Genomic DNA, 25,795 nt, shown 5'->3' with positions numbered 1-25,795 from the left:
TCCGTCGGTTTTCGGTTCAGAGGCGTTGTTCGGCCAGATCGAGCCAATGGTGGACGGTGTGGTCGGGGTGGTGTCGGATGGCCCAGTCGGCCATGCGGAGACTCATGTGGGCCCAGAGAGGCTTGAGGTCGGCGGCGGGGATTCGGTCGAGGACGGCGTCGAGGGCTTCGCGGGTGGCAGCGTCGTGGGTGCCGGTGCCGTGAATGCCGAAGCGGAGGGTGACGAGGTCGAGTCGGCGATCACCCCGGCCGGCACCGTCCCAGTCGACGAGACCGGTGATCTCGTTGTCGGCGGCGAGCAGGTTGCCAGGGTGGAAGTCCAGGTGCACAGCATCATTTCGCTGTTCTGAGTTCTCTTCGACCGCGCGGATGCGGCGTTCGAGCGCAGCGGCCCGCGGACTGAACCGGCGCAGCGGCCCGTGCAGGCAGTACCCGGGCCCGTCGTCCCGAAGGTAGAGCTCGACCGCGGGGATGTCGGGCCGATCGCGCAGAAGGCCGTCGAGCTGCTCGTTGATGCGGAGCGCAGGGCCGAGGGTGCCGGGATCGAGGCGCTCGATCGCTGTGCCCGGCAGAAGTTCCTGCACCATGGCCACGGCGTGCCCGACCTGCTCGACCAGCTCGGTGACCGGCGCCGGGACCCCCGCCCGCCGGGCCGCCTCGCACACCGCCAGAGGCCCCCGCAGCAGGTCGCGCTTCTGGCTGTGCGGACGCCATTTCAACACCCCCCGGTGCCCGTCGGGCCAGGTCACGAGCGCTGCCCCAACCTCACCCCCGCCCGCCGGCCCGTCGACTGTGAGGCGTACCCCCGTGCTGTTCGCGAAGCTGCGCGGCAAGCCCTTGGGCGTCGAGCCCCTCGGCCCGGGGATGTTCAGACGTCACGTCGTACGCCCCGCGAACATACCTCGGTGCCGCGACCTCCCTGGGTGACCACCACGTCCGCCATGGTGCTGGTGCCGCTCTGCTACTGGGCCATGTCGACGAAGCGCGAGTAGTGCCCCTGGAAAGCCACGGTGATCGTGTCGGTGGGGCCGTTACGGTGCTTGGCCACGATGAAGTCGGCCTCACCGGCGCGCGGAGACTCCTTCTCGTACGCGTCTTCTCGGTGAAGCAGGATGACCATGTCGGCATCCTGCTCGATCGAGCCCGACTCGCGAAGGTCGGACATGGCCGGCTTCTTGTCGGTGCGCTGTTCGGGACCACGGTTCAGCTGGCTCAGCGCGATCACCGGCAGCTGCAGCTCCTTGGCGAGAAGCTTGATGGCACGGGAGAACTCGGAGACCTCCTGCTGACGGCTCTCGACGCGCTTACCGCTCGTCATCAGCTGGAGGTAGTCGATGACCACCAGCTTGAGGTCGTGCCGCTGCTTCAGCCGCCGGCACTTGGCCCGGATCTCCATCAGCGACATGTTGGGGCTGTCGTCGATGAAGAGCGGTGCCTCGCTGACGTTGCCCATGGTCTGCGCCAGACGCGTCCAGTCCTCGTCACGCATGGTGCCCTTACGCATGTTCTGCAGCGGGATGCGCGCCTCGGCCGAGAGCAGGCGCATGGTGATCTCGTTGCGCCCCATTTCGAGGCTGAACATGACCGAGGTCATGCGGTGATGGATTGCGGCAGAACGCAAGATGTCCAAACCGAACGTGCTTTTACCCATAGCCGGACGTGCGGCGATGATGATCATCTGCCCCGGGTGCAGGCCGTTGGTCAGCGCGTCGAGGTCGGCGAAGCCGGTGGGCACACCGGTCAGGCCGTCGCCGCGGTGGCTGGAGGCCTCGATCTCGTCGATCGCGCCCTCGATCACCTCGGACAGGGCCGCGTAGTCCTCGCTGGTGCGGGCCTCGCTGACCTTGTAGATCTCGGCCTGCGCCGAGTTCACGATCTCTTCGACGTCACCACCGCCGTGACCGTCGGCGCCGTTGTAGCCCAGCTGCACGATGCGGGTGCCCGCGTCGACCAGACGACGCAGCACCGCCCGCTCGCGCACGATGCGGGCGTAGTAGCCGGCGTTCGCGGCCGTGGGCACCGACGAGATCAGGGTGTGGATGTAGGCCGGGCCGCCGACCTTCGAGAGCTCACCGCGCTTGGTCAGCTCGGCCGCGACCGTGACCGCGTCGGCCGGCTCACCCCGGCCGTAGAGATCGAGGATCGCGTCGTACACCAGCTCGTTGGCGGGCCGGTAGAAGTCGGTGCCCTTCAGCTCCTCGACGACGTCGGCGATCGCGTCTTTCGAGAGCATCATGCCGCCGAGCACGCTCTGCTCGGCCGCCACGTCCTGGGGCGGCGTGCGGCCGAGATCCGACCCACCGCTCCCGTCGGACGATCCCACGGACAGATCGGCGATGGACATCGAACCCTCTTCCCAGCTGGTGCTCTGCTAACGATTCGACCGACTCGACCACGATGGCGGTGCCGGCCGGTCAATCGGAGGGATACGACAGAACTCGCTCCCACCGGCTGCGGCCGACTCGGCGCGTGAGCAGGCCTCCTGAAAATACGTGGTCGTCAGCCCACCTTCAACGACGCCGTCCACACCCTGACCTCACGGTTGTGGATAACCTGCCCCGCACTGTGGATAACCGGTGCACAAAGGCCGGGGTTTGTGCACATGTTGTGGATAACAGTGGGGAGAACCAGTGGACGAGACGAGACCCACAGCGCTCTGACCGGCCACGGAGCTGTCCACCGGCTGTGGACGCCAAATATCTGGCGCCGATTCAGCGCACCGTCACCTCACTGTCACCAAATGCCCCATATCCGAACCGAACCATATGGTCGCCGATCGGGAACGGGACATAGCGGCCCGCCCGCCATCCCGTCGTGCACACTATGAGGTGACGAGACCGCCGTCATCGCAGGCCGACCGAACCGAGGTGATCCGGCTGAGCAAGAGTCCCGGCCGGACCAGCACCGACCGACAGATCCTGGCCCTCGCGCTCCCGGCGCTGGGGGCCCTGGTGGCGGAACCGCTGTTCCTTCTCGCGGACTCGGCCATCGTCGGCCGCCTGGGCACCACCGAACTCGCCGGGCTGGGCATCGCGGCCGCCCTCCTGACCACGGCCGTCTACATCTTCGTGTTCCTGGCCTACGGCACCACGAGCAGCGTCGCCCGGTTGATGGGGGCGGGCGAGCGCACCAAGGCGGTCGCGATCGGCCTGGACGCGGCCTGGCTGGCCGCCGGGATCGGGATCGCGGTGGCGCTCATCGGCTACCCGGCGGCTCCCTACGCCGTCGACCTGATCGGGGCGGCCGGCGCCGAGGCCGGGGTACGCGACGCGGCCATCACCTACCTGCGCTGGGCCCTGCCGGGTATCCCGGCCATGCTCATCGTGCTGGCCCTGGTGGGGGTGCTGCGCGGGCTGCAGAACACTCGGGTGACGCTGTGGATAGCCGTCACCGGCGCGATCGTGAACGCCCTGCTGAACCTGCTGTTCGTGCACGGGGTCGGCTGGGGCATCGCGGGTTCCGCGATCGGCACCACCATCACCCAGTGCGGCATGGCGGTGGCCGCGATCGGCTACGTGGTGGGTGACGCCCGGCGTGAAGGGGTGTCTCTCAAGCCCCACCTGGCCGGCGTGCGGCTGGCCGGCCGCACCGGCGTCCCCCTGCTCATCCGCACCGTGGCGATGCGCCTGCTGCTGCTCCTGACCACGGCCGTGGCGGCGGGCTTCGGGGCACCAGCCCTGGCCGCGCACCAGGTCGCGCTGGGCGTCTGGAACCTGCTCGCGCTGGGCCTGGACGCCCTGGCCATCGCGGGCCAGGCACTGACCGGCACCGCCCTGGGCGCGGGCGACGTGGAGGGTGCGCGCCGGGCGACCACCCGGATGGTGCGCTGGGGCATCGGGGCGGGCGCGGTGTTCGCCGGGGTGCTGCTGCTGTGCGCCGGGGTGCTCGGGCCGTTGTTCAGCGACGATCCCCAGGTGCGCACCGCTCTCACCGGCGCCCTGGTGGTGGCGGCGCTGACCCAGCCGGTCGCGGGCTACGTGTTCGTGCTCGACGGGGTGCTGATCGGCGCCGGGGACGGGCGCTTCCTCGCCTTCGCGGCGGTCGCGCAGACCGCCCTGTACGCCCCTGCGGCCATCGCGATCGGGTTGTGGGGTCCTGACGGCAAGGCCGGCCTGGTGTGGCTCTGGGTGGCCTTCGCCGGGGGCTGGATGGTGGTGCGGGCCGTGGTGCTGAGGCGCCGCGAGCGCGGTGACCAGTGGCTGGTCACCGGCGCGTACCGGTAGGCCTACTCGTCGTCGTCGGGAACCATGATTCGCTTCTTCACGCCGTCGGGCTGGGTGAAGGTCTCGAGGTGGTAGCCGGCGGGAATGGTCGGGTCGGCGGGGTTGTGCGCCGCGGGCGCGCCCACGGGCTTCACGTCGGCGGGGCCCATGATCTGGAACAGGGCCATGTACACACGGCGGCCGAACGAGGGCCGTGCTTCGTCACTCATGAAACCTATTCTCGTCGGTGGGCCGCGAAGACCAAAGGGCCAATCCGCGGCCGTCGGCTCAGACGCGGAAACCCCGGTTCCCACGAGGGAAACCGGGGTTTCGGCGGAACGAGCTGTCTCAGCCCTCGGCGACGACCTTCAGCGTCACCTTGGCCTGGACATCGGCGTGCAGCCGAACGTGCGCGACGTGGTCGCCCGTCGTCTTGATCGGCTGCGGCACCTCGACCTTGCGACGGTCGACCTTCGGGCCGTCGGCCGCGATGATCGCGTCGGCGATGTCGCCCGTGGTGACGGCGCCGAACAGACGGCCGGAGCCGCCCGCGCGGACAGCCAGCCGCACCGGCTTGGCCTCGAGCTTGGCCTTGACCGAGTTCGCCTCTTCGATGGTGGCGATCTCGCGGGCCTTGCGGGCCTTGCGGATGGCGGTGACCTGCTTCTCGCCGCCCTTGGTCCAGGACGTGGCCAGGCCACGCGGGACGAGGTAGTTACGGCCGTAGCCGTCCTTGACCTCGACCACGTCGCCCGGGGTGCCCAGGCCGGAGACTTCCTGCGTCAGGATGAGCTTCATTCTGGCGTCTCCTCTGCTCAGCGGGCCGAGCTGGAGTACGGCAGAAGAGCCATCTCCCGCGCGTTCTTGACGGCCTTGGCGATCTCACGCTGCTGCTGCACCGTGACACCGGTGACCCGGCGGGCCCGGATCTTGCCGCGGTCGGAGATGAACTTCCGCAGCAGGGTGGTGTCCTTGTAGTCGACCACCGTGATCTTGGCGGCCTTCAGGGGGTTCTGCTTCTTCTTCGGCTTACGCACGGGTGGCTTGGCCATCGTGGTCTGCTCCTTACTGCACGAGTGGGTTCACCGATCGAGTCGGTGTGAGATCAGAAGGGGGGTTCTTCCTGGCTGCCGCCGAAACCGCCACCGCCGCCGCCCGACGACGCCGGGCCGGTGGCCCAGGGGTCGTCAGCCGGGCCGGAGGAGTTCCCGCCGCCGCCGGAGTAACCGCCACCGCCACCGCTGCCACCGCCGGAGTAGCCACCGCCACCACCGCCGCCGAAGCCACCTCCGCCGCCGCCACCTCCACCGCGCTGGGTCTTGTTGACCTTGGCGGTGGCGTAACGGAGCGAGGGGCCCAGCTCGTCGACCTCGAGTTCGACCACGGTGCGCTTCTCGCCCTCACGGGTGTCGTACGTGCGGCTCTTCAGCCGCCCGGTGACGATCACCCGGGAGCCGCGGGTCAGCGACTCGGCGACGTTCTCCGCCGCCTCGCGCCAGACCGAGCAGCGCATGAACAGCGTCTCGCCGTCCTTCCACTCGTTCGACTGGCGGTCGAACGCGCGGGGGGTGGACGCGACGGTGAAGTTCGCCACCGCCGCCCCGGAGGGGGTGAAACGCAGTTCGGGGTCGTTCGTGAGGTTGCCGATCAGCGTGAGCGTCGTGTCGCCGGCCATGCGGTTTCTCTCCGGTCCTGCTGGATTGCTGGTGGGGGTTCCGCCGGTGAGAGCGGGAAGAAGATCAGCGGCTGCCGGGGCGGATCAGCTTCGTCCGCAGCACCGACTCGTTGAGGTTCAGCTGGCGGTCGAGCTCTTTGGCGTCGGCCGGCGTCGTGGTCATGTCGACCAGCGCGTAGATGCCTTCAGCCTTCTTCTTGATCTCGTACGCGAGTCGGCGACGACCCCAGATGTCGACCTTCTCGACGGTTCCGCCACCCTTGCGGATGACACCGAGGAACTTGTCGAGCGAGGGCGCGACGGTCCGCTCCTCGAGCTCGGGGTCGAGGATGACCATCAGCTCGTACTGACGCATGCGTTACCCACCTCCTTTGGTCTAAGCGGTCACGGTCTCTCCGTGACAGGAGGGCTTTGTGCGTCTCGGAAGAGGTTCACCCCGAGGAATGGGGAGTACCAGCTTCGCGATCGCCATGAAGAGTACCTGCGTCAAGACCCGGAAACGAAATCTCCCAGAGGTCGTGACTGCCGGTCGGCTCCGGCGAGGGCCGGTAGGCCTCGTCGGAAAGGCCCGAGGCGCGGTACGCGAGCACCCCCTGAACACCCACCCAGGCGATCCCGGCGAGCCGCGCGAGCAGCATGACCAGGTAGAACTGCGACGGCAGCCCGCGGTTCGAGGTGGTCTCCCCGGCGATGTAGAGCCAGATCCCGACGAAGTAGACCGCCTCGGTGCCGGCCCAGATCAGGTGGTCGCGCCAGCGCAGGCCGGTCAGGGCCATCAGGGGCAGAAGAAGCAGGGACGCCTGGGCCGGCAGGGCTTTCGAGGTCACCAGCACGAACGCGAGGGCGGCGAGCGAGACCGGCGCGACCCGGCGGGTCACCCACTCGACCATCGCGTCCGAGGCAGCCGCCGCTGGGGGCACCTCCCCACCCCGAAGGGGCAGGGGGACCGCCATCGGGTCGGGAGCGCTCCGGGCCGGAGCCAGCGGCGGCACCCGGAACACGGTGACGCGCAGCAGCACCCCGGTCACGACGATGAGAGCGAGCACGACGAGGGCCGAGGTGACGGCGCCACCGAGGGCGCCGGTGCTGAACATCCAGCCGAACAGCAGCTGGGCCGCCCGGCCGCCCCAGGACGAGGCCGGGTCGGGCTCGGAGGCGCCGAGCAGCTGCGGCACGAGCCAGAGCGACCCGTAGCCGGGGGCGCCGTCGCGCCAGGCCGACCAGGCGGCGCCGAACCCACCGGTGACGCCCGGCAGCAGCACGACGCGCAGCAGGAGCCAGGTGATCAGCGCGGTGCCGGCGAACGACACCCCGGCCAGGGCCCGGTGGTCACGACCGGGCTCGGCCTCGAGCGACTCGTAGGCCCGGCTGCGCCACAGGGCGAGCCCGGCGACGACCAGGCCGACGACGGCGTACTGGGCGGCGGCGGCCACGGCCAGGCCGAGCAGGATGCCCCCGGCCAGCGCCCGGCTGCGGGAGAGGGCGAAGAGGGCGAGCGCGACCAGGGCGACCGCGAGGATCTGGTACGAGATCAGGCCGGCGGTGATGACGACCGGGCTGAGTGCGAGGTGCGACGCGTCCCAGCCGCGCCGGCCCAGGGTGAAGGCGGTCGCGGCGACCGCGACCGCGAGCAGGGCCGCGAGGAGCAGGGCGGTGAGGTCGAAGAAGCTGCGCCCGGCCCCGGTCTGGTTGCCGTCGACCAGGCCCGAGGTCACCCACATCATCAGCCCGGCCAGCGGCGACTGGCCGAGACCGCCCTCGACGCCGAGAGCCTGGGACAGGCCCGGGCGTTCGGCGCCGCCGAGCCCGGAACTGGCGTAGATCACCGGGATGTCGCTGTAGCAGGCGTGCCAGAACTGGTCGGGTGAACTCCAGCCGTCGGCCCGGCAGTGCTGCTTCTGCACGATGCCCAGGCCCACGACCACGGCCGAGAGCGCCACGAGAACCGTTCCGGCGCGCCAGAATCCGGTGGCCGAGGCGAGCCGGCTCCCGGCCGGGCCACCGATCACCGGGGTGGCGATGCGCACCAGCGGGTCGAGACGGGAGGGCGCGTAGACGCCCTCCCCGTCGTCAAGCTCGGCCGGTGTCTGTGACCACCGGGGCGCGCCGGGTCTCACGCTCGGCTGCCGGACCCGGCGCCCGCTCACGGGAAGCCGTTGTCGTCGTCATCGTCGCCCTGCCCCGGGAAGGTGAAATCGGGTTCCGGGGTCTCGCTGACGGTCGGTTCCGGCGACTGGGTCGGCTGCTGGGTCGGCGCCTGCGTCGGCTGCTGCGTGAAGGTCGGCTGCGTCGGCATCGTCGGCCGCTCCGAGGGCTCCACCGACGGGCTGATCGACGGCGAGGGCTCCAGGGACACCTCGGGGGTCGGTGAGGCGTTGGCGACCGTGCCGCCGTGCACCGGCTCCGGGAAGTCGACGACGTCCTTGCCCTCGAGTGCGGCCGCCATGTAATCGGTCCAGATCCGCACCGGGTAGGAACCACCGTAGATGCCGCTCTGGAATTCACCCCAGCCCTCGAGGGTGACCAGGCTCTGGCCGTCCTTGCCCACCTGGTGCAGGCCGACCACGGTGGCCACCTGCGGGGTGAAGCCCGCGAACCAGGCGGACTTGCTGGCCGTCGAGGTACCGGTCTTGCCGGCGATGGGACGGTTCAACACCTGCGCGTACTTGCCGGACCCCTCCTTGACCACGGCCTGCATGGCGTAGGTGAGGTCGGAGACCGCGTCCTTGTCGAAGACCCGCGTGCCCTTGGTGTCTTTCTCCGGGACGTCGTAGACCGGCCGGTCGCCCTCGACCGCGGTGATCGAGTTGATCACGTGCCAGGGGCGGTGCACGCCCTGGGCGGCGAAGGTGGCGTAGGCGGTGGCCAGGTCGATCGGGTGCACGCTGGCGGTACCGAGCACGTTGACCAGGTTCGAGCCGAGGTCAGGGGTGTTCTTCGGGATACCGGCGGCGATCGCCGCGTCCTTGGTCTTCTCCGGGCCGATCCGGTTGTTCAGGTCGACGTACACGGTGTTGACCGAGCTCGCCGTGGCCTTGATCAGGTTGATCCAGCCGTAGCTGGTGTCGCTGTCGTTCTTGATCTGCTTGGTGCCCTCACGGATCACGCGAGGGCTGTTGCCGTCGTAGTACGAGTCCAGGCTGACGCCGTCTTCGAGGGCCGCGATCAGGGTGAACGGCTTGAAGGTGGAGGCGCCCTGGGCGCGGTCCTTCGTGGCCTGGTTCAGCTGCTTGTCGATGCCGGTGCCGCCGTAGATGGCGAGCACGCCGCCGGTGCTGGGGTTGACCGAGGCCATGCCGACCCGCAGACCCTTGGGCGCACCCTTGGTCCACTTCTTGACGGCCTTGTCACCCGCCTCGACCAGCCGCTTGTTGAAGGTCGTGGTGATCTTGTAGCCGCCGGTGGTGAGGTCGTCCTCGGCGATGCCGGCGTCCTCGGCCTCTTCCTTCACCATCTCCATCAGGTAGGCGGTCTGCCCGGTGGTGGAGGTGCTGGTCTTCTCCTTGATCACGTTCGGGAACTTCATCTTCGCCCGCTCGTCGGCGGTGATCGTGCCGTTCTCGACCATCGCGTCGGCCACCACGCCCCAGCGGCGCTCGGCGCGCTCCTTGCGGGTCGGGTCTTCGTCGCGCGGGTCGGCCGCCTCCGGGGCGTTGATGATGCCGGCCAGGAAGGCACCCTGGGTCGGGGTGAGCTTCTCGACGTCCTTGTTGAAGTAGGCCTTCGACGCGGCCTGGATCCCCCAGGCGCCGCGGCCCCAGTAGATCGTGTTCAGGTAGCGCTCGAAGATCTCTTCCTTCTCGAGCGTCTGGTTGATCTTGATGGCCAGCACGGCCTCGTTGAGCTTGCGCTTGTACGACAGCTCGCGCTGGTTGTAGACGTTCTTCACGTACTGCTGGCTGATCGTCGAGCCACCCTGCTGGTTGCCGCCCTTGACGGTGGCGACGAGGGCACGCGCGATCGAGGTGGGGTTGACGCCACTGTTCGACCAGAAGGTCTTGTCCTCGGCCGCGACCACCGCGTCCTGGACCTCCTTGGGAACCTGCGCGAGGTCCACGTTCTGCCGGTTCTGCACCGACAGCCGGCCCATCTCGGTCTTGCCGTCGGCGTAGTAGACCGTGGTGGTCTGCGCCAGCATCTCCGGGTCCTGCTTGGGGATGGCCACCGAGTTGTAGAACCAGAACACGACGCCGAAGGCCATGATCGTGAAGAAGGCGAAGATGCCGGTCACGAGCTTCCACGAGGGAAGCCAGCGCTTGAGGCCGGTCCTGCCCCAGCGCGGGTAGTTCACGTAGCGGTGGTACCCCTGCGGAGGCAGGCCTGCGCCGCCGCCCCGCCCGCCGGGTGCGCGGGCGCCGCGGGCGCGTGCCGTTCTGCTGTCCAGTTCCTCGTCCTCTGCGCCGCCGAACAGGCTCAGCGCGCCGGTGTTGGCGAGCATGCGACCGGCGCGGCTGTCCCGCAGGCGGTTCTGAGCCCGCCTGCCTCCTGACATCCCGTCGGGCGACTGTGCCTCACGGCCCAGTTCGTCGTACGGCGACGCGCCGAAGACAGCGGTGCGATCCTCCCCGTCACCACCCCGTGAGCTGGGGTTGTACGGGTCGGAACCGGGAGCTACCGGACGGGCCATGGGCCGTTCGGGGGGTCGGGAACGGGCCCGTTCGCGAAGCTCCCGCGGCTGGGACGCCGGGGGCATCGACGAGCGCTCGTCAGCCGGGTACGGGTTGCCCTGGTAGGGGCTGGGCGGTGCCTGGCGAGCGTCGGGGTAGCCCGGCTCGGACCGCTCGGACCGGTTCGCGCGGGGACGCTCGCGCGGCGGCTGCGGGGGCGCGTCCGGCCGCCGGGACTGACGGGACGGGTCCTGCCTCGACGGCCGGGGCTCCCGAGGGGCCTGCCGGGACTCACGAGGGGCCTGCGGCGGCTGCTGCGGCTCCCGGGGCGGCTGCTGGGACCGCCGGGGCGAGTCCGGGCGCGACGGACGCTGCCGGGAAGGGCCGGGATCGGCCGGGGCATTGCCGGGAGCACTGTTGCGGTGCCCACCCAGCCCCTGACGGGGCTGACCCTGCGCGTTGAGGCGGCGCCCACCCAGACCGGGCTGCGCGTTGGCGCGCTGCCCGCCGGGAACTCCGGACTGGCCGCCCTGCTGCTGTTGCTGCTGCTGTGCGTCGAGACGACGGCCACCCAGGCCGTCACGACCGCCGGCTTCGCCGTCGGGACCGCCGGGGCGGCGACGGGATGGACCAGAAGGACGTTCCACGATGGCCGATGCCCTCCAGTTTCCGTGCGCCCTGAGGCATTCGTCCGGTTGACGGATCGGACCAGTGTGCGGCGGCGCCCCTGTTCTTCCCAAATCCGCCGGTAGCGAGCCTAGGGGTTTTCGCTGTGCGTCACGGCGCGCAGAAGAGGACTTAACAGTCAGCTACCTGCTGCCCGCGTGCGCGTCGACTGTGAGCCACCCGGTCTTGTCCTGCGATTCACGGCGTCGTATGGTCGGACTCGAAGCTCGGATATATCGCTCCGATACATTGCCTCGATGTAACGCGGCATCGGTGGCTACATCCGGGTCCCGCTCTGATCCCGGACGAAGCACGAGGCAGCAGGAAGTGGAGGTACCGGCATGGGCCGTCGCAGCGACGTTCTCGAGCTGGCCGTCCTCGGCCTGCTGCAGGAGTCCGGCCTCCACGGTTACGAGCTGCGCAAACGGCTCAACGCCCTGCTCGGCCCGTTCCGGGCGCTCTCCTACGGCACGTTGTACCCGTGCCTGAAGTCGCTCCTGGCCTCGGGCTGGATCCGTGAGGCGGCCCCCGGTGGATCCGACACGACTGCCCCTCTGGGCGGCCGACGTGCCCGGATCGTCTACGAGCTGACGGCCGAGGGCAAGGAGCACTTCCAGTCGCTCGTCTCCCACCCGGGACCCGCGGCCTGGGAGGACGAGCGGTTCGACGTCCACTTCGCGTTCTTCGCCAGGACCGACGCCGTCACCCGGCTGCAGATCCTGGAGGGCAGGCGCACGCGCCTCGAAGAACGGCGCGAGGGCTACCGGCAGTCGATGCACCGCAGCCGGGAACGCGCCGAGCAGTACACGCTCGAACTGCAGCGGCACGGCCTGGAGTCCGTGGACCGCGAGGTGCGATGGCTCTCGGAGCTCATCGACACCGAACGGGCGAGCAACATGACCCACCCCCCAGACGACGAGGCCCGGTAGCCACCCAGCCCCGGCACCCGGTCCTCGATCACGATCCCGCTAGAAATTATTAGGAGAAACGCATGGGTTCCATCCGCGTTGCCATCGTCGGTGTCGGTAACTGCGCGTCCTCGCTGGTGCAGGGCGTCCACTTCTACGCCGACGCTGACCCGCAGGGCACCGTCCCCGGCCTGATGCACGTCCAGTTCGGCGACTACCACGTGCGCGACATCGAGTTCGTCGCCGCCTTCGACGTGGACGCCAAGAAGGTCGGTTTCGACCTCGCGGATGCGATCAACTCGAGCGAGAACAACACCATCAAGATCGCCGACGTGCCGCCGACCGGCGTCACCGTGCAGCGTGGCCACACGCTCGACGGTCTGGGCAAGTACTACCGCGAGACGATCGAGGAGTCCTCCGAGGCCCCGGTCGACATCGTCCAGGTGCTCAAGGAGCGCAAGGTCGACGTCCTGGTCAGCTACCTGCCGGTGGGCTCGGAAGACGCTGACAAGTTCTACGCGCAGGCCTCCATCGACGCGGGCGTGGCGTTCGTCAACGCCCTGCCGGTGTTCATCGCCTCCGACCCGGAGTGGGCGCAGAAGTTCATCGACGCCGGCGTGCCGATCGTCGGTGACGACATCAAGAGCCAGGTCGGCGCCACCATCACGCACCGCGTGATGGCGAAGCTGTTCGAAGACCGTGGCGTGGTGCTCGACCGCACCTACCAGCTGAACGTCGGCGGCAACATGGACTTCAAGAACATGCTCGAGCGCGACCGTCTCGAGTCGAAGAAGATCTCCAAGACGCAGGCCGTCACCAGCAACATCGAGCACGACCTCGGCGCCCGCAACGTGCACATCGGCCCGAGCGACTACGTGCAGTGGCTCGACGACCGCAAGTGGGCGTACGTGCGCCTCGAGGGCCGCGCGTTCGGCAACGTCCCGCTGAACCTGGAGTACAAGCTCGAGGTCTGGGACTCCCCGAACTCGGCCGGTGTGATCATCGACGCCCTGCGCGCCGCCAAGATCGCCAAGGACCGCGGCGTGGGCGGCCCCGTCGTCTCGGCCTCGGCCTACTTCATGAAGTCCCCGCCGGTGCAGGTCGAAGACCGTCAGGCCAAGGAAGACGTGGAGAAGTTCATCCGCGGCGAGGCCTGATCCTCAGGCGTCACCTACGGAAGCCGGGCAGCGGAAACGCTGTCCGGCTTCCGGGTTTTGCGGGCCCGGGCGGCCCTGCGCTTGGTCGAGCGGCGATACCACCACAGGCCCCAGCCCACCAGCAGCGCCGGCACCGCGATCACCAGGTTGAGCGTGACGAGCTCGGTGAGCACCGCGAGCATCTCGTCTTCGACGGCCCGCCCGGAGGCGGTCAGCACCACCGTGAAGATCACCGCGCAGACCACCAGCGCGACGGGGAAGAACCAGCCCGGCAACCGGTGCATCAGGCCCCACAGCAGGCCTCCGGACACCGCGAGGAAGAACGTCAGCGGCATGCCGACCACGATCACGATGCCGAGGAAGGCGAGATAGTCCGTCAAGATCCCCATCGGTTACACGCTAGTGCTTGCGGTCGTCACATCTCACCCGAACTCCGGCATGATGATGGACGCGGCGGTCGAGTTGGTCACGAAGCCCACCTGCCGATGGACGTCTGAAGGAAACCGCCGCACACCGTCCGGCGTTCCAAAGCGTCACCGCGCGGTGACAGGCTTACTGTTGGTCGGGTGCCAGCAGACAGGCGGTCATTCCTCACCGATCTGATGGTCGTCCTGCGCGGGGCGAGCTTCCGCAAACTGTTCTCCGTGCGCCTGGTGTCCCAGGCGTCCGACGGCGCCTTCCAGGTGGGGCTGGCCAGCCTCGTCTTCTTCTCCACCGACCGCGCCACCACGCCGACGGCCGTGGCCCTCGCCGCCGTGGTGACCGTCGTGCCGTACACCCTGATCGGCCCGTTCGCCGGCGTTCTGCTCGACGTATGGCAACGGCGCCAGATCCTGTTGCTGGCCAACGCGATCCGCTCGGTCATGGTGCTCGGGGTGGCCACGATGATCTTCACGATCGGGGTCGGCCCACCGGTCTACCTCACCGCCCTGGCCTGCCTGTCGATGAACCGGTTCTTCCTGGCCGGGCTGGGCGCCTCCCTGCCGCAGGTGGTGCCCCGGCACGAGCTGGTGATGGCGAACGCGGTCTCCCCCACCTGCGGCACGGTGGCCACGATGCTCGGCGGCGCCGTCGGTTTCGGCCTGCGAACCCTGCTCGGGGCGGGCGACTCCACGGACGCCGTCGTGGTCGGCGTGGCCGCCGTCGGCTACGCCACCGCCTCGCTGCTCGCCCTGCGGATGCCCCGCACCCTGCTCGGGCCGGAACGGAGCGCACCGCTCAACCTGCGCTCGCTCGGCAGCGTGGCCCGCGACGTGCTGCGTGACCTGCGAGCCGGCGCCGAGCACGTGCGCAGCCGCCGTACCGTGGCCAACGCACTGGGCGTGATCGGGCTGCACCGGATCGGCTACGGGATCATGACGATCACCGTGATGTTGCTGTGCCGCAACTACTTCAGCGACCCGGACAACCCCGACGCCGGAGTCGCCCTGCTGGCCCGCACGGTCGCGGCGCTGGGTCTCGGGGTGGCCGTGGCCGCGTTCCTCACGCCGATCGTGGCCACCCGGATCGGCTCCTGGCGCTGGATCGGCATCTGCCTCGGCATCGCCGCCGTGGTGCAGGCCGGTTTCGTCACCGACGCCGGTATCTGGCTGCTCTGGTTCGGCTCGTTCGTGTTCGGCCTGACCGGTCAGAGCATCAAGATCTGCGTCGACTCGATCCTGCAGGGCGACGTCGACGACTCGTTCCGCGGTCGCGTGTTCGGCTTCTACGACATGGTTTTCAACGTCGCGCTGGTGTCGGCGGCCGGCCTGTCGGTGCTGTTGCTGCCCCAGGACGGCTACTCGCCCATGGTTTTCATGGACGTGGCCCTGGTGTTCGCGGTGGCCGGGATCGGCTACACGTTCCGCGAGCACCGGCAGCGTCAGACTCTGGCCGAAGCCTCTTCACCGGCCGAATCCCCTTCGCCGGTGGGGCAAAACGAGAACGGGGGCCCGGAGAACCGGACCCCCGCTGCTCAGCGGAACCTGACGGACTGAGGGATCAGCCCTCGACCTCGAACACGAAGCCGGTCTCGCCACCGAGGTCGACCCGGCAGCCCGGGGTGATCGCGGTGGGCACACCCGGCTCGATGGCCTGCGGCGACTCACCCGGCAGGGTCAGCGCCGTGCCGTTCATCGCGCCCAGGTCGGTGAGCAGGACGTCCCAGCCCGAGGGCCGGATCTCGGCGTGGGTGCGGGACACCTGGCCGGTCGAGCTCGCCACGGCGTGCAGGATCGGCGCCTCCGGGTCGGCCGAGTTGGACTGGGCCTTCGGGTCGCGGCCGAGAACGACCGGGCGGTCGAGCTCGATCCGGTCACCGTTGTCGAAGACCAGCACACCCAGCGGCGGGCGGGCGACCAGGATCGGAGCCTGCGGCGGCACCGTGAGGCCACAGACCCGGCACTCCGAGCGGTCGGGCGAGGTGACGTGCCCGGCGTCGCACCAGACACCGAGCAGACGCGGGGGCTCGCGGCCCTCGATGTCCTCGGCGCCGTCCTGCTGGTCGTCGGAGACCTCGTCGATCTCGTCGCCGGCGTGCTCGTTGCCCTCGGTGTCGGGACGGAACGCGTCGGGCATGGCCGGAGCTCCGAAGGCCGACGGCTGGGCGTTGAAGCCACCGCTGTCGAAGCCGGAGTCGGTGCCGTTGAAACCCGAGTCAGCCCCGTTGTACCCGTTGTCGGAGCCGTTGTAGCCCGCATCAGAGTTGTCGTAGCCCTGGTCGTCGTTGAACCCACGCTGCTGCGGGGCCCAGGCGTTGTCCGGACCGCTCTGCCAGCCCGAGTCGTCGGACTGGTCGTCCTGCGGGGCCTCGACCTCGTCGTCCGGCTGGTTACGGGAACCGCGGAAGAAGGCCGGGGGCAGGTCGACCCGGGAGACCTCGGAGTCGGACTCCTCGAGCGGGGCGACCGGCGGCTCGAAGATCGAGCCACCGCCCTGACCGGCGCGGTCGGACTGGTCGCCGAGCATGCGCGAGCCGTTGACCGGGGAGTTCGGGGCCGACGGGGGCACCTGGTGCTCGGGGCGCAGCGACCGGCCACGCACCCGCAGCGGCAGGTCACCGAGCGCGGCGGACGACTGCTCGGCCGCCGGCGCGGGCTCCGGGGAGAACGCGCTCGGGGCCGGGTCGGCACCGAAGGCGCTGGGAGCCGGTTCGGCGCCGAACGGGCTGGGCGAGGGGTCGCCGAAGGGGCTCGGCGAGGAGTCGCCACCGAACGGGCTCGACGACAGGTCGGACGCCGGGGCGCCCCACGGGGCCGAGGAATCCGGCGCCGAGGGCTCGGACCGGAACGCGGTGAACGGCTCCGGCTCGTCGGAGACCGGCGGCCAGCCGGCCGGCACACCACCGGGACGCGGCTTGGGCGGAACCCCCGGGCCGTGGCCGTTGAGGCTGGGGACGTCGCTGCTGCCCGGGTCGCGCTGCGGCAGGGCCGGGAGCTCGGGCTCGGCCGGGGCCTGCGCCGAGTCGTCGGTGAGGAGGTCGTCGAAGTCGAACGAGCGGGCCTGCTCGCCGTCGTTCTCGGACGGCGAGTCGTCGGGACGCTCGTCGGACGAGCCGCCGGCGAGGTCGTCGACGTCGTGCAGCTCGCCCGGGTCGTCGGAACCGGAGCGCGAGTCGAAGAACGACGAGGGCGCCGGGACCGGACCGGAGGAGGACGGCTGCGGGGTGCCGGAGGCCGGGGAGTCGAGCACCGACGGCACGTGGCCGTTGACCTCACGCGGGAAGCCACCGGTGCCGCCCGTGCGGGACGGCAGCGCCGACCAGCCCTCGCGGGCCTCGATGCCGGGGGCACCGGAGTACGCGGGGGTGCGCGACTCGCCCTCGGTGAGGTCGACGACCCGCTCGGCGCCGGGAGCACCGGCGAGACTCAGGGGAGCGGACTCCGGCGTGAGCTCCTCGGCGGCCTCGGGTGCGGCCGGCAGGGCCGCGACGGCGGGGGCCTCGGAGACGACGGCCGGGGTCTCGGCGTCGGATGCGACCGGAGTGCAGTTCAGGGCCAGGCCGGAGACCAGCACGACCCCGGTGGAGACGGTGAACGGCAGCTCGGTGCTGCTCTCCACGTCGCCGACGAGCACCCGGCGGGCGCCCGAGATCAGGCCCTCCAGCCAGGTGGTGGCGCCGGTGGCGTCGAGGCGCACCGGTTCGCCGGCGCGCTCGAAGCACACCGGCACGCTGCCCCGGACGAGGGCGCGAACCGCGTCAACCTCGACCCGGACGATCGCGAAGCTGGGGGCGGTACGGATACCGCGCCGGACCAGCACGTCGAGGATCTCGTCGACGGGTGCGTCGTCGAGGGCCAGCTCCCACAACGGACCGGCCAGAGACCAGTCCGTCGGCGCGTCGACGACGAGCACAGTTCTCGGCGCGACGACAGCAAGGAGTTGCCCTGCGGCATATGCGATCCCGCTTTGCACGATGACTCCTCCCCTTACTAGTAACGACTTGGTCGCGCTGCGTTGCAGATTGCCTCGTACAACGGGTTGCGCCTGATCTCGCCTCAAGTGTCCGAGGCTCCGCCACTCTAGAGTCCAGCGGGCCCGGAGACCAACGGTGATGCCGAAGAAAAACGACCAGGCTTACCCCATCAGGCGTACGGCTCACCCTTTGACGCGCCGCGACACGGCTCAATTGTTGCGAATGAACGCCGCTCTCGCGGAAAACCGCCCGGTGACCAAGAGTGACCGCCGGGCAGCCTCAGCGAGGTCGCCACCCGTTCGGCGTCCACATTCCGGACATTCCCCTGAGTTTCTGGTGTCCATGGTCCCCGACGACCGGCTCGCGCGCCGGGTAACCCGAACACTCAGTACCTAACGATTAGGCCGTTTCGGTGGTTTCGCCGCCCGAAGGGGCGGGTCGTAACCCGTCCGGGTCACCGCCGTCACGCTGGTCACCGACACGAACACCGGGCTGGTCAGCCGCCTGATCGCCGGGCTGGTCAGCTGCGTTCTCCTGCGCCCACCAGGCGATCAGTTCCTCGCGCGCCTCGTCGTAGCCGATCTGCCCGCGGTCGAGCCGCAGCTCCTTCAGGAACTTCCAGGCCCGCCCCACGTCACGCCCGGCCGGGATGCCGAGGATCTCCATGATCTGGTTGCCGTCGAGGTCGGGGCGCACCGCGTCCAGCTCCTCGGCCTCGCGCAGCTGCGCGATCCGCAGCTCGAGGTCGTCGTAGGCCGACGCCAGCCGCGCCGCCTTGCGCTTGTTGCGCGTGGTGCAGTCGGACCGGGTGAGCTTGTGCAGCCGGTCGAGCAGCGGACCGGCGTCGGTGACGTAACGGCGCACCGCCGAGTCGGTCCAGGCCCCGTCGCCGTAACCGTGGAACCGCAGGTGCAGCTGCACCAGCCGGGACACCTGCTGGGTCGTCTCCTTGTCGAAGCGCAGCGCCCGCATCCGCCGGGTGGTGAGCTTGGCGCCCTCCATCTCGTGATGGTGGAAGGAGACGCCGCCGCCCGCCTCGAAACGGCGCGTGGCCGGCTTGCCGATGTCGTGCAGGATCGCGGCCAGGCGCAGCACCAGGTCCGGACCGGGCACCGGGCCGTCCGGACCGTCCTCCAGCGCGATCGCCTGCTCCAGCACGATCAGCGAGTGCTCGTAGACGTCCTTGTGCCGGTGGTGCTCGTCGATCTCGAGCTTCAGCGCGGGCAGCTCGGGCAGCACCCGCTCGGCCAGCCCGGTCGAGACCAGCAGCTCCAGACCCGGGCGGGGGTCGGGTGCGAGCAGCAGCTTCTCCAGCTCCACCCGGATCCGCTCGGCCGAGACGATGGAGATCCGGTCGGCCATGTCCTTCATCGCGGCGACCGCCGCGGGGTCGACCGTGAAGCCGAGCTGGGCGGCGAACCGGGCCGCGCGCATCATCCGCAGCGGGTCGTCACCGAACGAGACCTCGGGCGCGCCGGGGGTCCGCAGAACGCGGGCGGCCAGGTCGGCCAGGCCGCCGTAGGGGTCGACGAACGTCAGCGAGGGAAGTTCCAGGGCCATCGCGTTGACCGTGAAGTCGCGGCGCAGCAGGTCGGCCTCGAGCGTGTCCCCGAAGGCGACCTCGGGCTTGCGCGAGTCCTCGCGGTAGACGTCGGCGCGGTACGTGGTGACCTCCACCACGTGCTCGCCCTTCTTCGCCCCGATCGTCCCGAACACCTTGCCGATGTCCCAGTGCGAGTCGCCCCACTGACGCAGCAGCCGGATCGTCTCGTCCGGGCGCGCGTCGGTGGTGAAGTCGAGGTCGGGACTACGCCTGCCCAGCAGGGCGTCCCGCACCGGACCGCCGACCAGGGCAAGCCTGTGACCTGCGGAGGTGAAGACGGATCCGAGCTCGGTGAGCAGGGGCTGCAGCGGGATCAGACGGGCTGCCGCCGCCCGGCGGGCGTCGGTCAGCTGGTCGGCGGGGGTCTGTGGCACGAGCCCCAAGCGTGCCAGATGGGTGGGCCGGGGTAGTTACAGTGACGGCATGCCCCGACCCTCACGGCCCCCGCACGGGCCGCGCCGGTCGCTGCCGACCGTGGAGGAGACCTCGGCCGGCGGCCTGGTCGTCGACGACTCCGGACCGCAGCCGCGCGGAGCCGTGATCGCCCGCCTGAACCGGGCCGGCCGGGTGGAATGGTGCCTGCCCAAGGGCCATCTCGAGCTGGACGAGACGCCCGAGCAGGCGGCCGTCCGGGAGATCGAGGAGGAGACCGGGATCCAGGGCCGGATTCTTCACGGTCTGGGAACGATCGACTACTGGTTCTCGGTCGAGGGCAAAAGGGTGCACAAGCACGTGCATCATTACCTTCTGCTGGCCACCGGAGGTCAGCTCAGCACCGAGGGCGATCCCGACCACGAGGCCATCGACGTGGCTTGGGTCCCTCTACCTGATCTGGACGAGAAACTGGCGTTCCCCAACGAACGCCGGATAGCGCGCGAGGCGAGTGTGCGACTCCTGGATTCCGCGTGAGGTACCTGGCGAACGTGCGCAAGGGACTCGGCGCCGGAATGTTCACCCTGGCCGTCACCCTGGGGGTGCTCGGCCCCTCGGCCGCGCCCCTCGCGGCGGCCGCCGGCAGACCGGCGCTGCCCGCGAGCGCGACTCCCGACCCGACCACCGCGGTCGTCGGGAGTTCCGCGACCACGGGCACCACCACGTCCAAAAGCACCACGGGCACGGCCGCCAGAACCGGACGGGGGCTGCAGCTGAGCCTCACGAACGTCACCCCGGCCTCGCTGACGGCGCAGGACGACCTGGTGATCACCGGGGTGGCGCGTAATCAGGGTGCCCGGGCGGTGAAGAACGTGACGGTGTCGCTGAGGTTCAGCGGCAACGCGCTGAGCGGCCGGGACGCGGTGGTCGAGTGGGTGGACGACGGCGACGTCGCCACCACGAGCGCCACCCTGGCCACGAAGAAGATGGACATCGGCGCGAACAAGTCGGCGTCGTTCCGGTTCACCGTGCCCGCCGGTGGTCTCGGCCTGACCGCCTACGGCAGCTCGTTCGGGCCGCGTCCGTTCGCCCTGGTCGCGACCTCGGTGACCGGTCAGCAGCTGAACGCGCTGCGCTCGACCGTGGTCTGGGCCCCGCAGGAGGCCGAGTCCAAGCTCGGCCTGACCCTGCTCGCGCCGCTGACCTCGGCCGTTCCGTCGACCACGGCGGGTCTGGCCACCCAGGAGGCGGCCGCCGAGCTGCTGCCGGGCGCGCGGCTCTCTCGCATCCTGACGGCCACCCAGGACACCTCGATCAGCTGGGCCGTCGACCCGGCCCTGCTGGCCGCCGCACAGGCGCTCAAGGAGGGCGGGGTCAGCGAGGAGGCGACCGCCGACGACGCGGAGGCCGAGGGTGAGGAGGAGAGCACCCCGTCCGCCTCGGTCAGTACCCCGCCGGTGTCGCCGAGTGCGCCCGCCACCCCGTCGTCCAAGACCGGCAACGAGCTGACGATCACCGACGAGAACGCCCGCACGCTCGGGTCGAGCCTGCTCACCCGGATCTCGCAGGGCCGCGCGGGCCGCACCGTGCTCGGCCTGCCGTATGCCGACACCGACCTGAACTCGCTGCTCAAGGGCGGTAAGAGTGCAGGGCTGCTGCGTCAGTCGGACAAGCTCGGCGAGACGATCGAGAAGGAGACGCTCGGACGTCCGCTCTCGTCGCGGATCGCCTGGCCGGCCGACGGGCTGATCTCCACCCAGGGCATCGACGGGCTGCTCGACACCGGCTACCGGTCGGTGATCCTCTCGGCCGGTCAGCAGGACCCCGACCCGGCGGTGAGCTACACGCCGAACGGCACGAGCACGGTGCGCAGCAAGAGCGGCTCGCTCACCGGACTGCTGTACGACGACGAGTTGTCCGCCCTGTTCGCCGAGGCGGGCCGCGACCCGGGGGCGCAGACGACGCAGACCATGCTGGCCGTGCTGGCGGCGATCAGTGCCGAGTCCGGCGCCGGCACCGGCCGTCAGGTGATGGCCGTCGCGCCCCGTGACTGGGACCCGCAGCCGGCCGGTGTGCAGCGGCTGACGGCTGCTCTGGACCAGGCCTCGTGGGTCACCGGCGGCGGGCTGAAGAAGCTCGGCGAGTCGGCGGCCGTGGACCGGGAGGCGCACCAGTACGGGCGCCGGGCCGCGCGCAGCGAGCTGCCCAAGGGCAACCTGAGCAAGGCCCAGGCGATGGACCGCGACCTCGACAACATCGCTCCCGCGCTGGTGAACGACCAGGACGTGGTGCAGCGCCTGGAGCAGCGCATCGCCTCGCTGCTGTCGTTCGCCTGGCGGTCCGACCTGGAGGGTCAGGCCGCCGCGCGGCTGGCGGTGGGTGACGACGTGGGTGACCTGACCGGTGGGGTGCAGCTGATCATCGGCTCGACCAGCAAGACGTTCACCGCACAGTCGGCGCTGATCCCGGTCACCGTGGACAACCAGACCGACTACGACGTGCGGGTCTCGGTGACCTTCAGCACGCGTTCGGGGCAGCTGAAGATCGAGGAGCAGCCCGCCCCGGTGACGATCGCGGGTCAGCACCGGCAGTCGTTCCGGGTGGAGGCCCGGGCGATCGCCACCGGCGACGTGATCGTCGACGCCAAGCTCCTGACCGGTGAGGGCACCCGGCAGCGGGTTCTCGGCAGCACCCAGACCTTCGAGGTCAAGGTGCGGCCGAAGTGGGAGAGCTGGGGCATGATCGGCATGGCCGTGCTGCTCGTGCTGCTGCTGCTCATGGGTCTGCTGCGCAGCTTCCGCCGCAACCGCAACCGGCCCAAGGTGCCGCTCAACACGATTCCGGACGTCGACGACGAGGCCACCCGGGCGGCCCGGAAGGCGGCCAAGGAGGCTGCCGCGAAGGAAGCGGCGGCCCGGGCGGCGGCACCGGTGCCCCGGACCGGCCCCGCGAACCCGCCGGGTGTGACGGACGGCGCATCTCACAGTCCCTCAGGTGGCGCAACGGATCGAAGTCCACAAGGCTCGAGTCAGGGGGATGACCAACGTCGCGTGCCCGGCACTGGATCTGCTTCCGGGACTCCGGGGCCGCCCCGGGGTATGCATGAAACGAAGTCGAGTTCGGTGCCGACGCTTGCCGTGACGAAGGGAGCGGAGCGCCGGAGTCCGACGAAGCCGAAGGAGAACAGGTGAGCGGGTGGTCGTCGGACGACGCCACACCTGTGCCCGGCGACGATCCGGACCGGCCGTTACGGCCGCGGCGGGCTGACGGTCAGCAGGCACCGGAGCAGTACACGCACGACCAGTACGCCCCGGCCGACCCGCACCCGCACGACGGCGGGTACCCGAAGCAGGACGAGACCCAGTACGTAGACCCGTACGCGGCACAGAGAGAGGCCGAGTACGTGGCCCAGCACGAGACCCGCCCGCGCCGCGCGCGGGCGGCCCGGCAGTCCCCCGGCGCCCCTGCGGCCCCGCAACCACCGGCACCGCAGCAGCCCGCCGACGCGTGGTGGAACCAACCGCCGGCCGAGCAGCCCCGCCGCCGACGTCGCCCGCGGCCACAGCCGTCCCAGTACGCCCAGGAGATCGTTCAAGACCCGGGCTACGCGCAAGCACCCCACGACGCCGACCAGGCACCCCACGACAGCGCCCAGGCGCCTCACGACGCTGCCCAGGCCCCGGCCGAGCCCACCCGCCCGATGGTGCGGGAGGGCCGCCGCGCCCGTCAGCAGCAGCCCGAGCCCCCGGCCGTGGCGCCGAGCGACCCCACCGTGCGGGTCCGGCCGTACCGCCCCGAGCAGGCGCGTCACCAGGAGGGCCCGCTCCAGGGCACCGGCCGCAACGGGCAGGGCGGCTACGAGTACCTGGCCACCGACGACGGCTACGGCGACCGGCAGTACGACGAGCCCTACGACCAGTCCCAGGACGACTACGCCCAGGGCGGCGGTCACGGTGGTTCGAGCGGTGCTTCGAGCGGCCTGGGTGGCCAGCCCGGCGACGACTACGACGACGACCAGTTCGACGACGGCGAGTACGACGAGGACTACGACCCGGACACCGGCGGGCAGCCGTACTTCCACCCGCTCGACCCGGAGACCCCGGTCCCGCAGAACCGGCGGGGCTGGCGCTCGTCGCCGACGCCCACCCCGGACAGTCCGTACGACCTGTCCGGCATCGACCAGAGCGAGCTCACCGGATCGCTGAGCCTGCTCGGCCTCGAGGGCCCGGCGGGCGCCTCGGACATCACCCGGCCGATCGAGCCGATCCGCGCCCCGATCGCCCGGGCCCCACGCCGGCCGCTGCCGCCGGTCGCGCCCCCGGCCCGGCCCTACGACGACCGCGGCTACGCCGAGCCCGAGTACGACGAGGTCGAGGAGTACCCGGAGTACGACGAGCCGGAGACGGCCAAGGAGAAGGCCGCCTCCTCCCGCGCGTCCCTCCTGGGCAGCAGCGCGCTGATGGCGGCCGGAACCATGGCCTCGCGCCTGCTCGGCTTCGTGCGGGCGTCGGTGCTGGTGGCCGCGGTGACGGCGGGTAGTGACGCGGCGGAGGCCTTCTCGGTCGCCAACATCATGCCCAACGCGCTCTACATCCTCCTGGCCGGTGGTGTGCTGAACGCGGTGCTCGTGCCGCAGATCGCCCGCGCCGCCAAGCAGAAAGACGGTGGCGAGGACTACATCAACCGCCTGCTCACGGCCGCGCTCGCGCTGCTGGCCGTGGTCACCGTGGCGGTCATCGTGGCCTCACCGCTGCTGATCAAGGTCTACGGCTCGAACGACTGGCCGCCCGACCTGGTCACCCTGGCCTCGGCCTTCTCGCTGTACTGCCTGCCCCAGGTCTTCTTCTACGGTCTCTACACCCTGCTCGGCCAGGTGCTGAACGCCCGTGGTCACTTCGGCGCCTTCATGTGGTCGCCGGTGGCCAACAACGTGGTGTCGATCATCGGCCTGGTCGCCTTCATCGCGGTCTTCGGCGGCGGTTCCCAGCCGGTCGGCGAGTGGAGCGCGGGCATGATCATGCTGCTCGCGGGCAGCCAGACCCTGGGTGTCGCGGCCCAGGCCATCGTCCTGATCCCGATCCTCAAGCGGGCCGGCATCCGCTTCCGGCCCAAGTTCGGGCTGCGCGGCGTCGGCCTGGCCTCGGCGAGCCGGGTGGCCGGCTGGACCTTCGCCGCCGTGGTGGTGCAGCAGGTCGCCTTCGTCGTCATCTCGAAGGTCACCACCACCGCCCAGAACCTCACCAACGACCGGCCCGAGGCCCTGATCAAGACCGGTAAGTCGGTCTACGACAACGCGCTGCTGCTGTTCATGCTGCCGCACTCGCTGGTGGCCGTCTCGCTCGTCACCGCGCTGTTCACGAGCATGTCCAACGCGGCGGCGGAGAACCGGATCCGCGACGTCCGCGCCGACCTGTCGCTGGGCCTGCGGCTGACCGGCCTGGCCACGGCGGTGTCCACCGCGGCGATCCTGGCCCTCGGCCCGGACATCGCCCGCTCGATGTTCCCCAGCGCCCGGTCGGTCGAGACGAACGGCATCGCCTACGTGGTCATGGCCATGTCCCTCGGCCTCATCCCGTACAGCGCGCAGTACCTGTTCCAGCGGGTCTTCTACGCCTTCGAGGACGCCAAGACGCCGTTCTTCATCCAGGTCGCCACCAGCGGCACCTGGGCCGTCGGCAACATGATCTCGCTGTTCGTGCTGCGCGACACCAGGCCCGAGTACATCGTCATCGGCGTGGGTGTCTCGATGGCCGCGTCGAACTTCGTCAGTGCCTTCCTGGCCTACACCATCCTGCGGCGGCGCTTCGGTGACCTGGACGGTCACCAGGTGATGCGCACGCACGTCGAGCTGATCCTGGTGGCCGCCGTCGGTGGGGTGGTGGCCTGGCTGCTCGGGCAGTGCATCCACATCTTCCTGGGCGACGCCTGGGCCATCAACATCATCGCCACGGTGGTGGGCGGCCTGGTGCTGATCGCGATCTACATCGCCGGGCTGCGGCAGCTCGGGGTCAAGGAGATTGAGGACGTCGCGGGGCCTCTGCTGCGCCGGTTGCCTTCGTCCCCGGCGACCGTCGCGCGGCACTCCACCCACTGATCCCCCGGGCCCGGCGCCGCACTCACGCTGCGTACGCACAGGTTTCGGCGTGTCACTCCCAAGGGGGCGTACGGCACTCATGGGTCTGTGATGTGCACGACATCTCGTTCCCGGCGACC

19 protein-coding genes are annotated in these 25,795 nt (G+C 70.3%); 7 read left to right on the top strand and 12 right to left on the bottom strand.

Annotation, left to right across the window (positions count from 1 at the left end):
- Positions 1-16: 16 nt before the first annotated feature.
- Together J2S57_RS10840 and dnaB are read right to left on the bottom strand one after the other, a co-directional pair.
- A complete protein-coding gene (locus tag J2S57_RS10840) occupies positions 17-721 on the bottom strand; it encodes a phosphotransferase family protein (protein ID WP_370882620.1) in 705 nt (234 codons plus the stop codon).
- A 239-nt stretch (positions 722-960) separates the two neighbouring features.
- Complete coding sequence (gene dnaB / locus J2S57_RS10835) at positions 961-2,343, bottom strand: replicative DNA helicase (RefSeq protein ID WP_307241166.1); 1,383 nt, start codon at positions 2,341-2,343, stop codon at positions 961-963.
- A gap of 484 nt (positions 2,344-2,827) precedes the next feature.
- On the opposite strand from dnaB, the gene J2S57_RS10830 reads away from it, so the two are divergent.
- Positions 2,828-4,222: an MATE family efflux transporter gene (locus tag J2S57_RS10830; protein WP_307241164.1), complete on the top strand. Its 1,395-nt coding sequence runs from the start codon at positions 2,828-2,830 to the stop codon at positions 4,220-4,222.
- Positions 4,223-4,224: 2 nt separating this feature from the next.
- Here J2S57_RS10830 and J2S57_RS10825 read toward each other — a convergent pair whose 3' ends face one another.
- From J2S57_RS10825 to J2S57_RS10795, 7 genes are all read right to left on the bottom strand, one after another.
- Entirely contained in the window at positions 4,225-4,431 is a 207-nt protein-coding gene (locus tag J2S57_RS10825) for a hypothetical protein (RefSeq protein WP_307241161.1), read from the bottom strand.
- Positions 4,432-4,549: 118 nt separating this feature from the next.
- The gene (rplI, locus tag J2S57_RS10820) at positions 4,550-4,999 is read right to left on the bottom strand and encodes a 50S ribosomal protein L9 (RefSeq protein WP_307241159.1); all 450 of its coding nucleotides are present in this window, start codon (positions 4,997-4,999) and stop codon (positions 4,550-4,552) included.
- Between the two features lie 17 nt (positions 5,000-5,016).
- Positions 5,017-5,253 (bottom strand): 30S ribosomal protein S18, encoded by a 237-nt coding sequence (rpsR, locus tag J2S57_RS10815; protein WP_307241157.1) that lies wholly within the window; start codon positions 5,251-5,253, stop codon positions 5,017-5,019.
- A 53-nt stretch (positions 5,254-5,306) separates the two neighbouring features.
- Positions 5,307-5,876, bottom strand: coding sequence for a single-stranded DNA-binding protein (locus J2S57_RS10810; protein WP_307241155.1), 570 nt, complete (start codon positions 5,874-5,876; stop codon positions 5,307-5,309).
- Positions 5,877-5,940: 64 nt separating this feature from the next.
- Positions 5,941-6,231 (bottom strand): 30S ribosomal protein S6, encoded by a 291-nt coding sequence (gene rpsF / locus J2S57_RS10805; RefSeq protein ID WP_307241153.1) that lies wholly within the window; start codon positions 6,229-6,231, stop codon positions 5,941-5,943.
- Positions 6,232-6,307: 76 nt separating this feature from the next.
- Entirely contained in the window at positions 6,308-7,993 is a 1,686-nt protein-coding gene (locus tag J2S57_RS10800) for a glycosyltransferase family protein (protein WP_307241151.1), read from the bottom strand.
- Positions 7,994-8,019: 26 nt separating this feature from the next.
- A complete protein-coding gene (locus tag J2S57_RS10795) occupies positions 8,020-11,130 on the bottom strand; it encodes a transglycosylase domain-containing protein (protein WP_307241150.1) in 3,111 nt (1,036 codons plus the stop codon).
- A 360-nt stretch (positions 11,131-11,490) separates the two neighbouring features.
- On the opposite strand from J2S57_RS10795, the gene J2S57_RS10790 reads away from it, so the two are divergent.
- Positions 11,491-12,078, top strand: coding sequence for a PadR family transcriptional regulator (locus tag J2S57_RS10790; RefSeq protein WP_307241148.1), 588 nt, complete (start codon positions 11,491-11,493; stop codon positions 12,076-12,078).
- Positions 12,079-12,140: 62 nt separating this feature from the next.
- A complete protein-coding gene (locus tag J2S57_RS10785; RefSeq protein ID WP_307241146.1) occupies positions 12,141-13,214 on the top strand; it encodes an inositol-3-phosphate synthase in 1,074 nt (357 codons plus the stop codon).
- 14 nt (positions 13,215-13,228) lie between these two features.
- Here the strand turns inward: J2S57_RS10785 and J2S57_RS10780 are convergent, their stop codons facing one another.
- On the bottom strand, positions 13,229-13,603 hold the full coding sequence (locus J2S57_RS10780) for a hypothetical protein (protein WP_307241144.1): 375 nt from the start codon (positions 13,601-13,603) through the stop codon (positions 13,229-13,231).
- A gap of 177 nt (positions 13,604-13,780) precedes the next feature.
- On the opposite strand from J2S57_RS10780, the gene J2S57_RS10775 reads away from it, so the two are divergent.
- Entirely contained in the window at positions 13,781-15,190 is a 1,410-nt protein-coding gene (locus tag J2S57_RS10775) for an MFS transporter (RefSeq protein WP_307241142.1), read from the top strand.
- Positions 15,191-15,194: 4 nt separating this feature from the next.
- Here the strand turns inward: J2S57_RS10775 and J2S57_RS10770 are convergent, their stop codons facing one another.
- Together J2S57_RS10770 and J2S57_RS10765 are read right to left on the bottom strand one after the other, a co-directional pair.
- On the bottom strand, positions 15,195-17,606 hold the full coding sequence (locus tag J2S57_RS10770; RefSeq protein WP_307241139.1) for an FHA domain-containing protein: 2,412 nt from the start codon (positions 17,604-17,606) through the stop codon (positions 15,195-15,197).
- Positions 17,607-18,006: 400 nt separating this feature from the next.
- Positions 18,007-19,584, bottom strand: coding sequence for a CCA tRNA nucleotidyltransferase (locus J2S57_RS10765; RefSeq protein ID WP_307241137.1), 1,578 nt, complete (start codon positions 19,582-19,584; stop codon positions 18,007-18,009).
- A gap of 49 nt (positions 19,585-19,633) precedes the next feature.
- On the opposite strand from J2S57_RS10765, the gene J2S57_RS10760 reads away from it, so the two are divergent.
- The 3 genes from J2S57_RS10760 to murJ are packed head-to-tail and all read left to right on the top strand — an operon-like array spanning position 19,634 to position 25,676.
- Positions 19,634-20,119: an NUDIX hydrolase gene (locus tag J2S57_RS10760; protein ID WP_307241136.1), complete on the top strand. Its 486-nt coding sequence runs from the start codon at positions 19,634-19,636 to the stop codon at positions 20,117-20,119.
- Positions 20,116-22,773 (top strand): DUF6049 family protein, encoded by a 2,658-nt coding sequence (locus J2S57_RS10755; RefSeq protein WP_307241134.1) that lies wholly within the window; start codon positions 20,116-20,118, stop codon positions 22,771-22,773. Before J2S57_RS10760 ends, J2S57_RS10755 begins: the two co-directional genes overlap by 4 nt.
- Entirely contained in the window at positions 22,770-25,676 is a 2,907-nt protein-coding gene (murJ, locus tag J2S57_RS10750) for a murein biosynthesis integral membrane protein MurJ (RefSeq protein WP_307241132.1), read from the top strand. The genes J2S57_RS10755 and murJ overlap by 4 nt, the downstream gene beginning before the upstream one ends.
- The last annotated feature ends 119 nt before the right edge of the window (positions 25,677-25,795 follow it).

Origin of the sequence: Kineosporia succinea, from assembly GCF_030811555.1 — a bacterium.
Taxonomy (GTDB): domain Bacteria; phylum Actinomycetota; class Actinomycetes; order Actinomycetales; family Kineosporiaceae; genus Kineosporia; species Kineosporia succinea.
Note: the sequence above shows the minus strand (reverse complement) of the source record. Positions and strands in the feature narration are given on the sequence as shown.

Excerpts from the sequence above, each read along its gene's own strand:
- rpsR (WP_307241157.1), bottom strand. The coding sequence starts at position 5,253 with ATGGCCAAGCCACCCGTGCGTAAGCCGAAGAAGAAGCAGAACCCCCTG.
- rplI (WP_307241159.1), bottom strand. The coding sequence starts at position 4,999 with ATGAAGCTCATCCTGACGCAGGAAGTCTCCGGCCTGGGCACCCCGGGC.
- J2S57_RS10760 (WP_307241136.1), top strand. The coding sequence starts at position 19,634 with ATGCCCCGACCCTCACGGCCCCCGCACGGGCCGCGCCGGTCGCTGCCG.
- J2S57_RS10785 (WP_307241146.1), top strand. The coding sequence starts at position 12,141 with ATGGGTTCCATCCGCGTTGCCATCGTCGGTGTCGGTAACTGCGCGTCC.
- dnaB (WP_307241166.1), bottom strand. The coding sequence starts at position 2,343 with ATGTCCATCGCCGATCTGTCCGTGGGATCGTCCGACGGGAGCGGTGGG.
- J2S57_RS10780 (WP_307241144.1), bottom strand. The coding sequence starts at position 13,603 with ATGGGGATCTTGACGGACTATCTCGCCTTCCTCGGCATCGTGATCGTG.
- J2S57_RS10825 (WP_307241161.1), bottom strand. The coding sequence starts at position 4,431 with ATGAGTGACGAAGCACGGCCCTCGTTCGGCCGCCGTGTGTACATGGCC.
- rpsF (WP_307241153.1), bottom strand. The coding sequence starts at position 6,231 with ATGCGTCAGTACGAGCTGATGGTCATCCTCGACCCCGAGCTCGAGGAG.
- J2S57_RS10810 (WP_307241155.1), bottom strand. The coding sequence starts at position 5,876 with ATGGCCGGCGACACGACGCTCACGCTGATCGGCAACCTCACGAACGAC.
- J2S57_RS10790 (WP_307241148.1), top strand. The coding sequence starts at position 11,491 with ATGGGCCGTCGCAGCGACGTTCTCGAGCTGGCCGTCCTCGGCCTGCTG.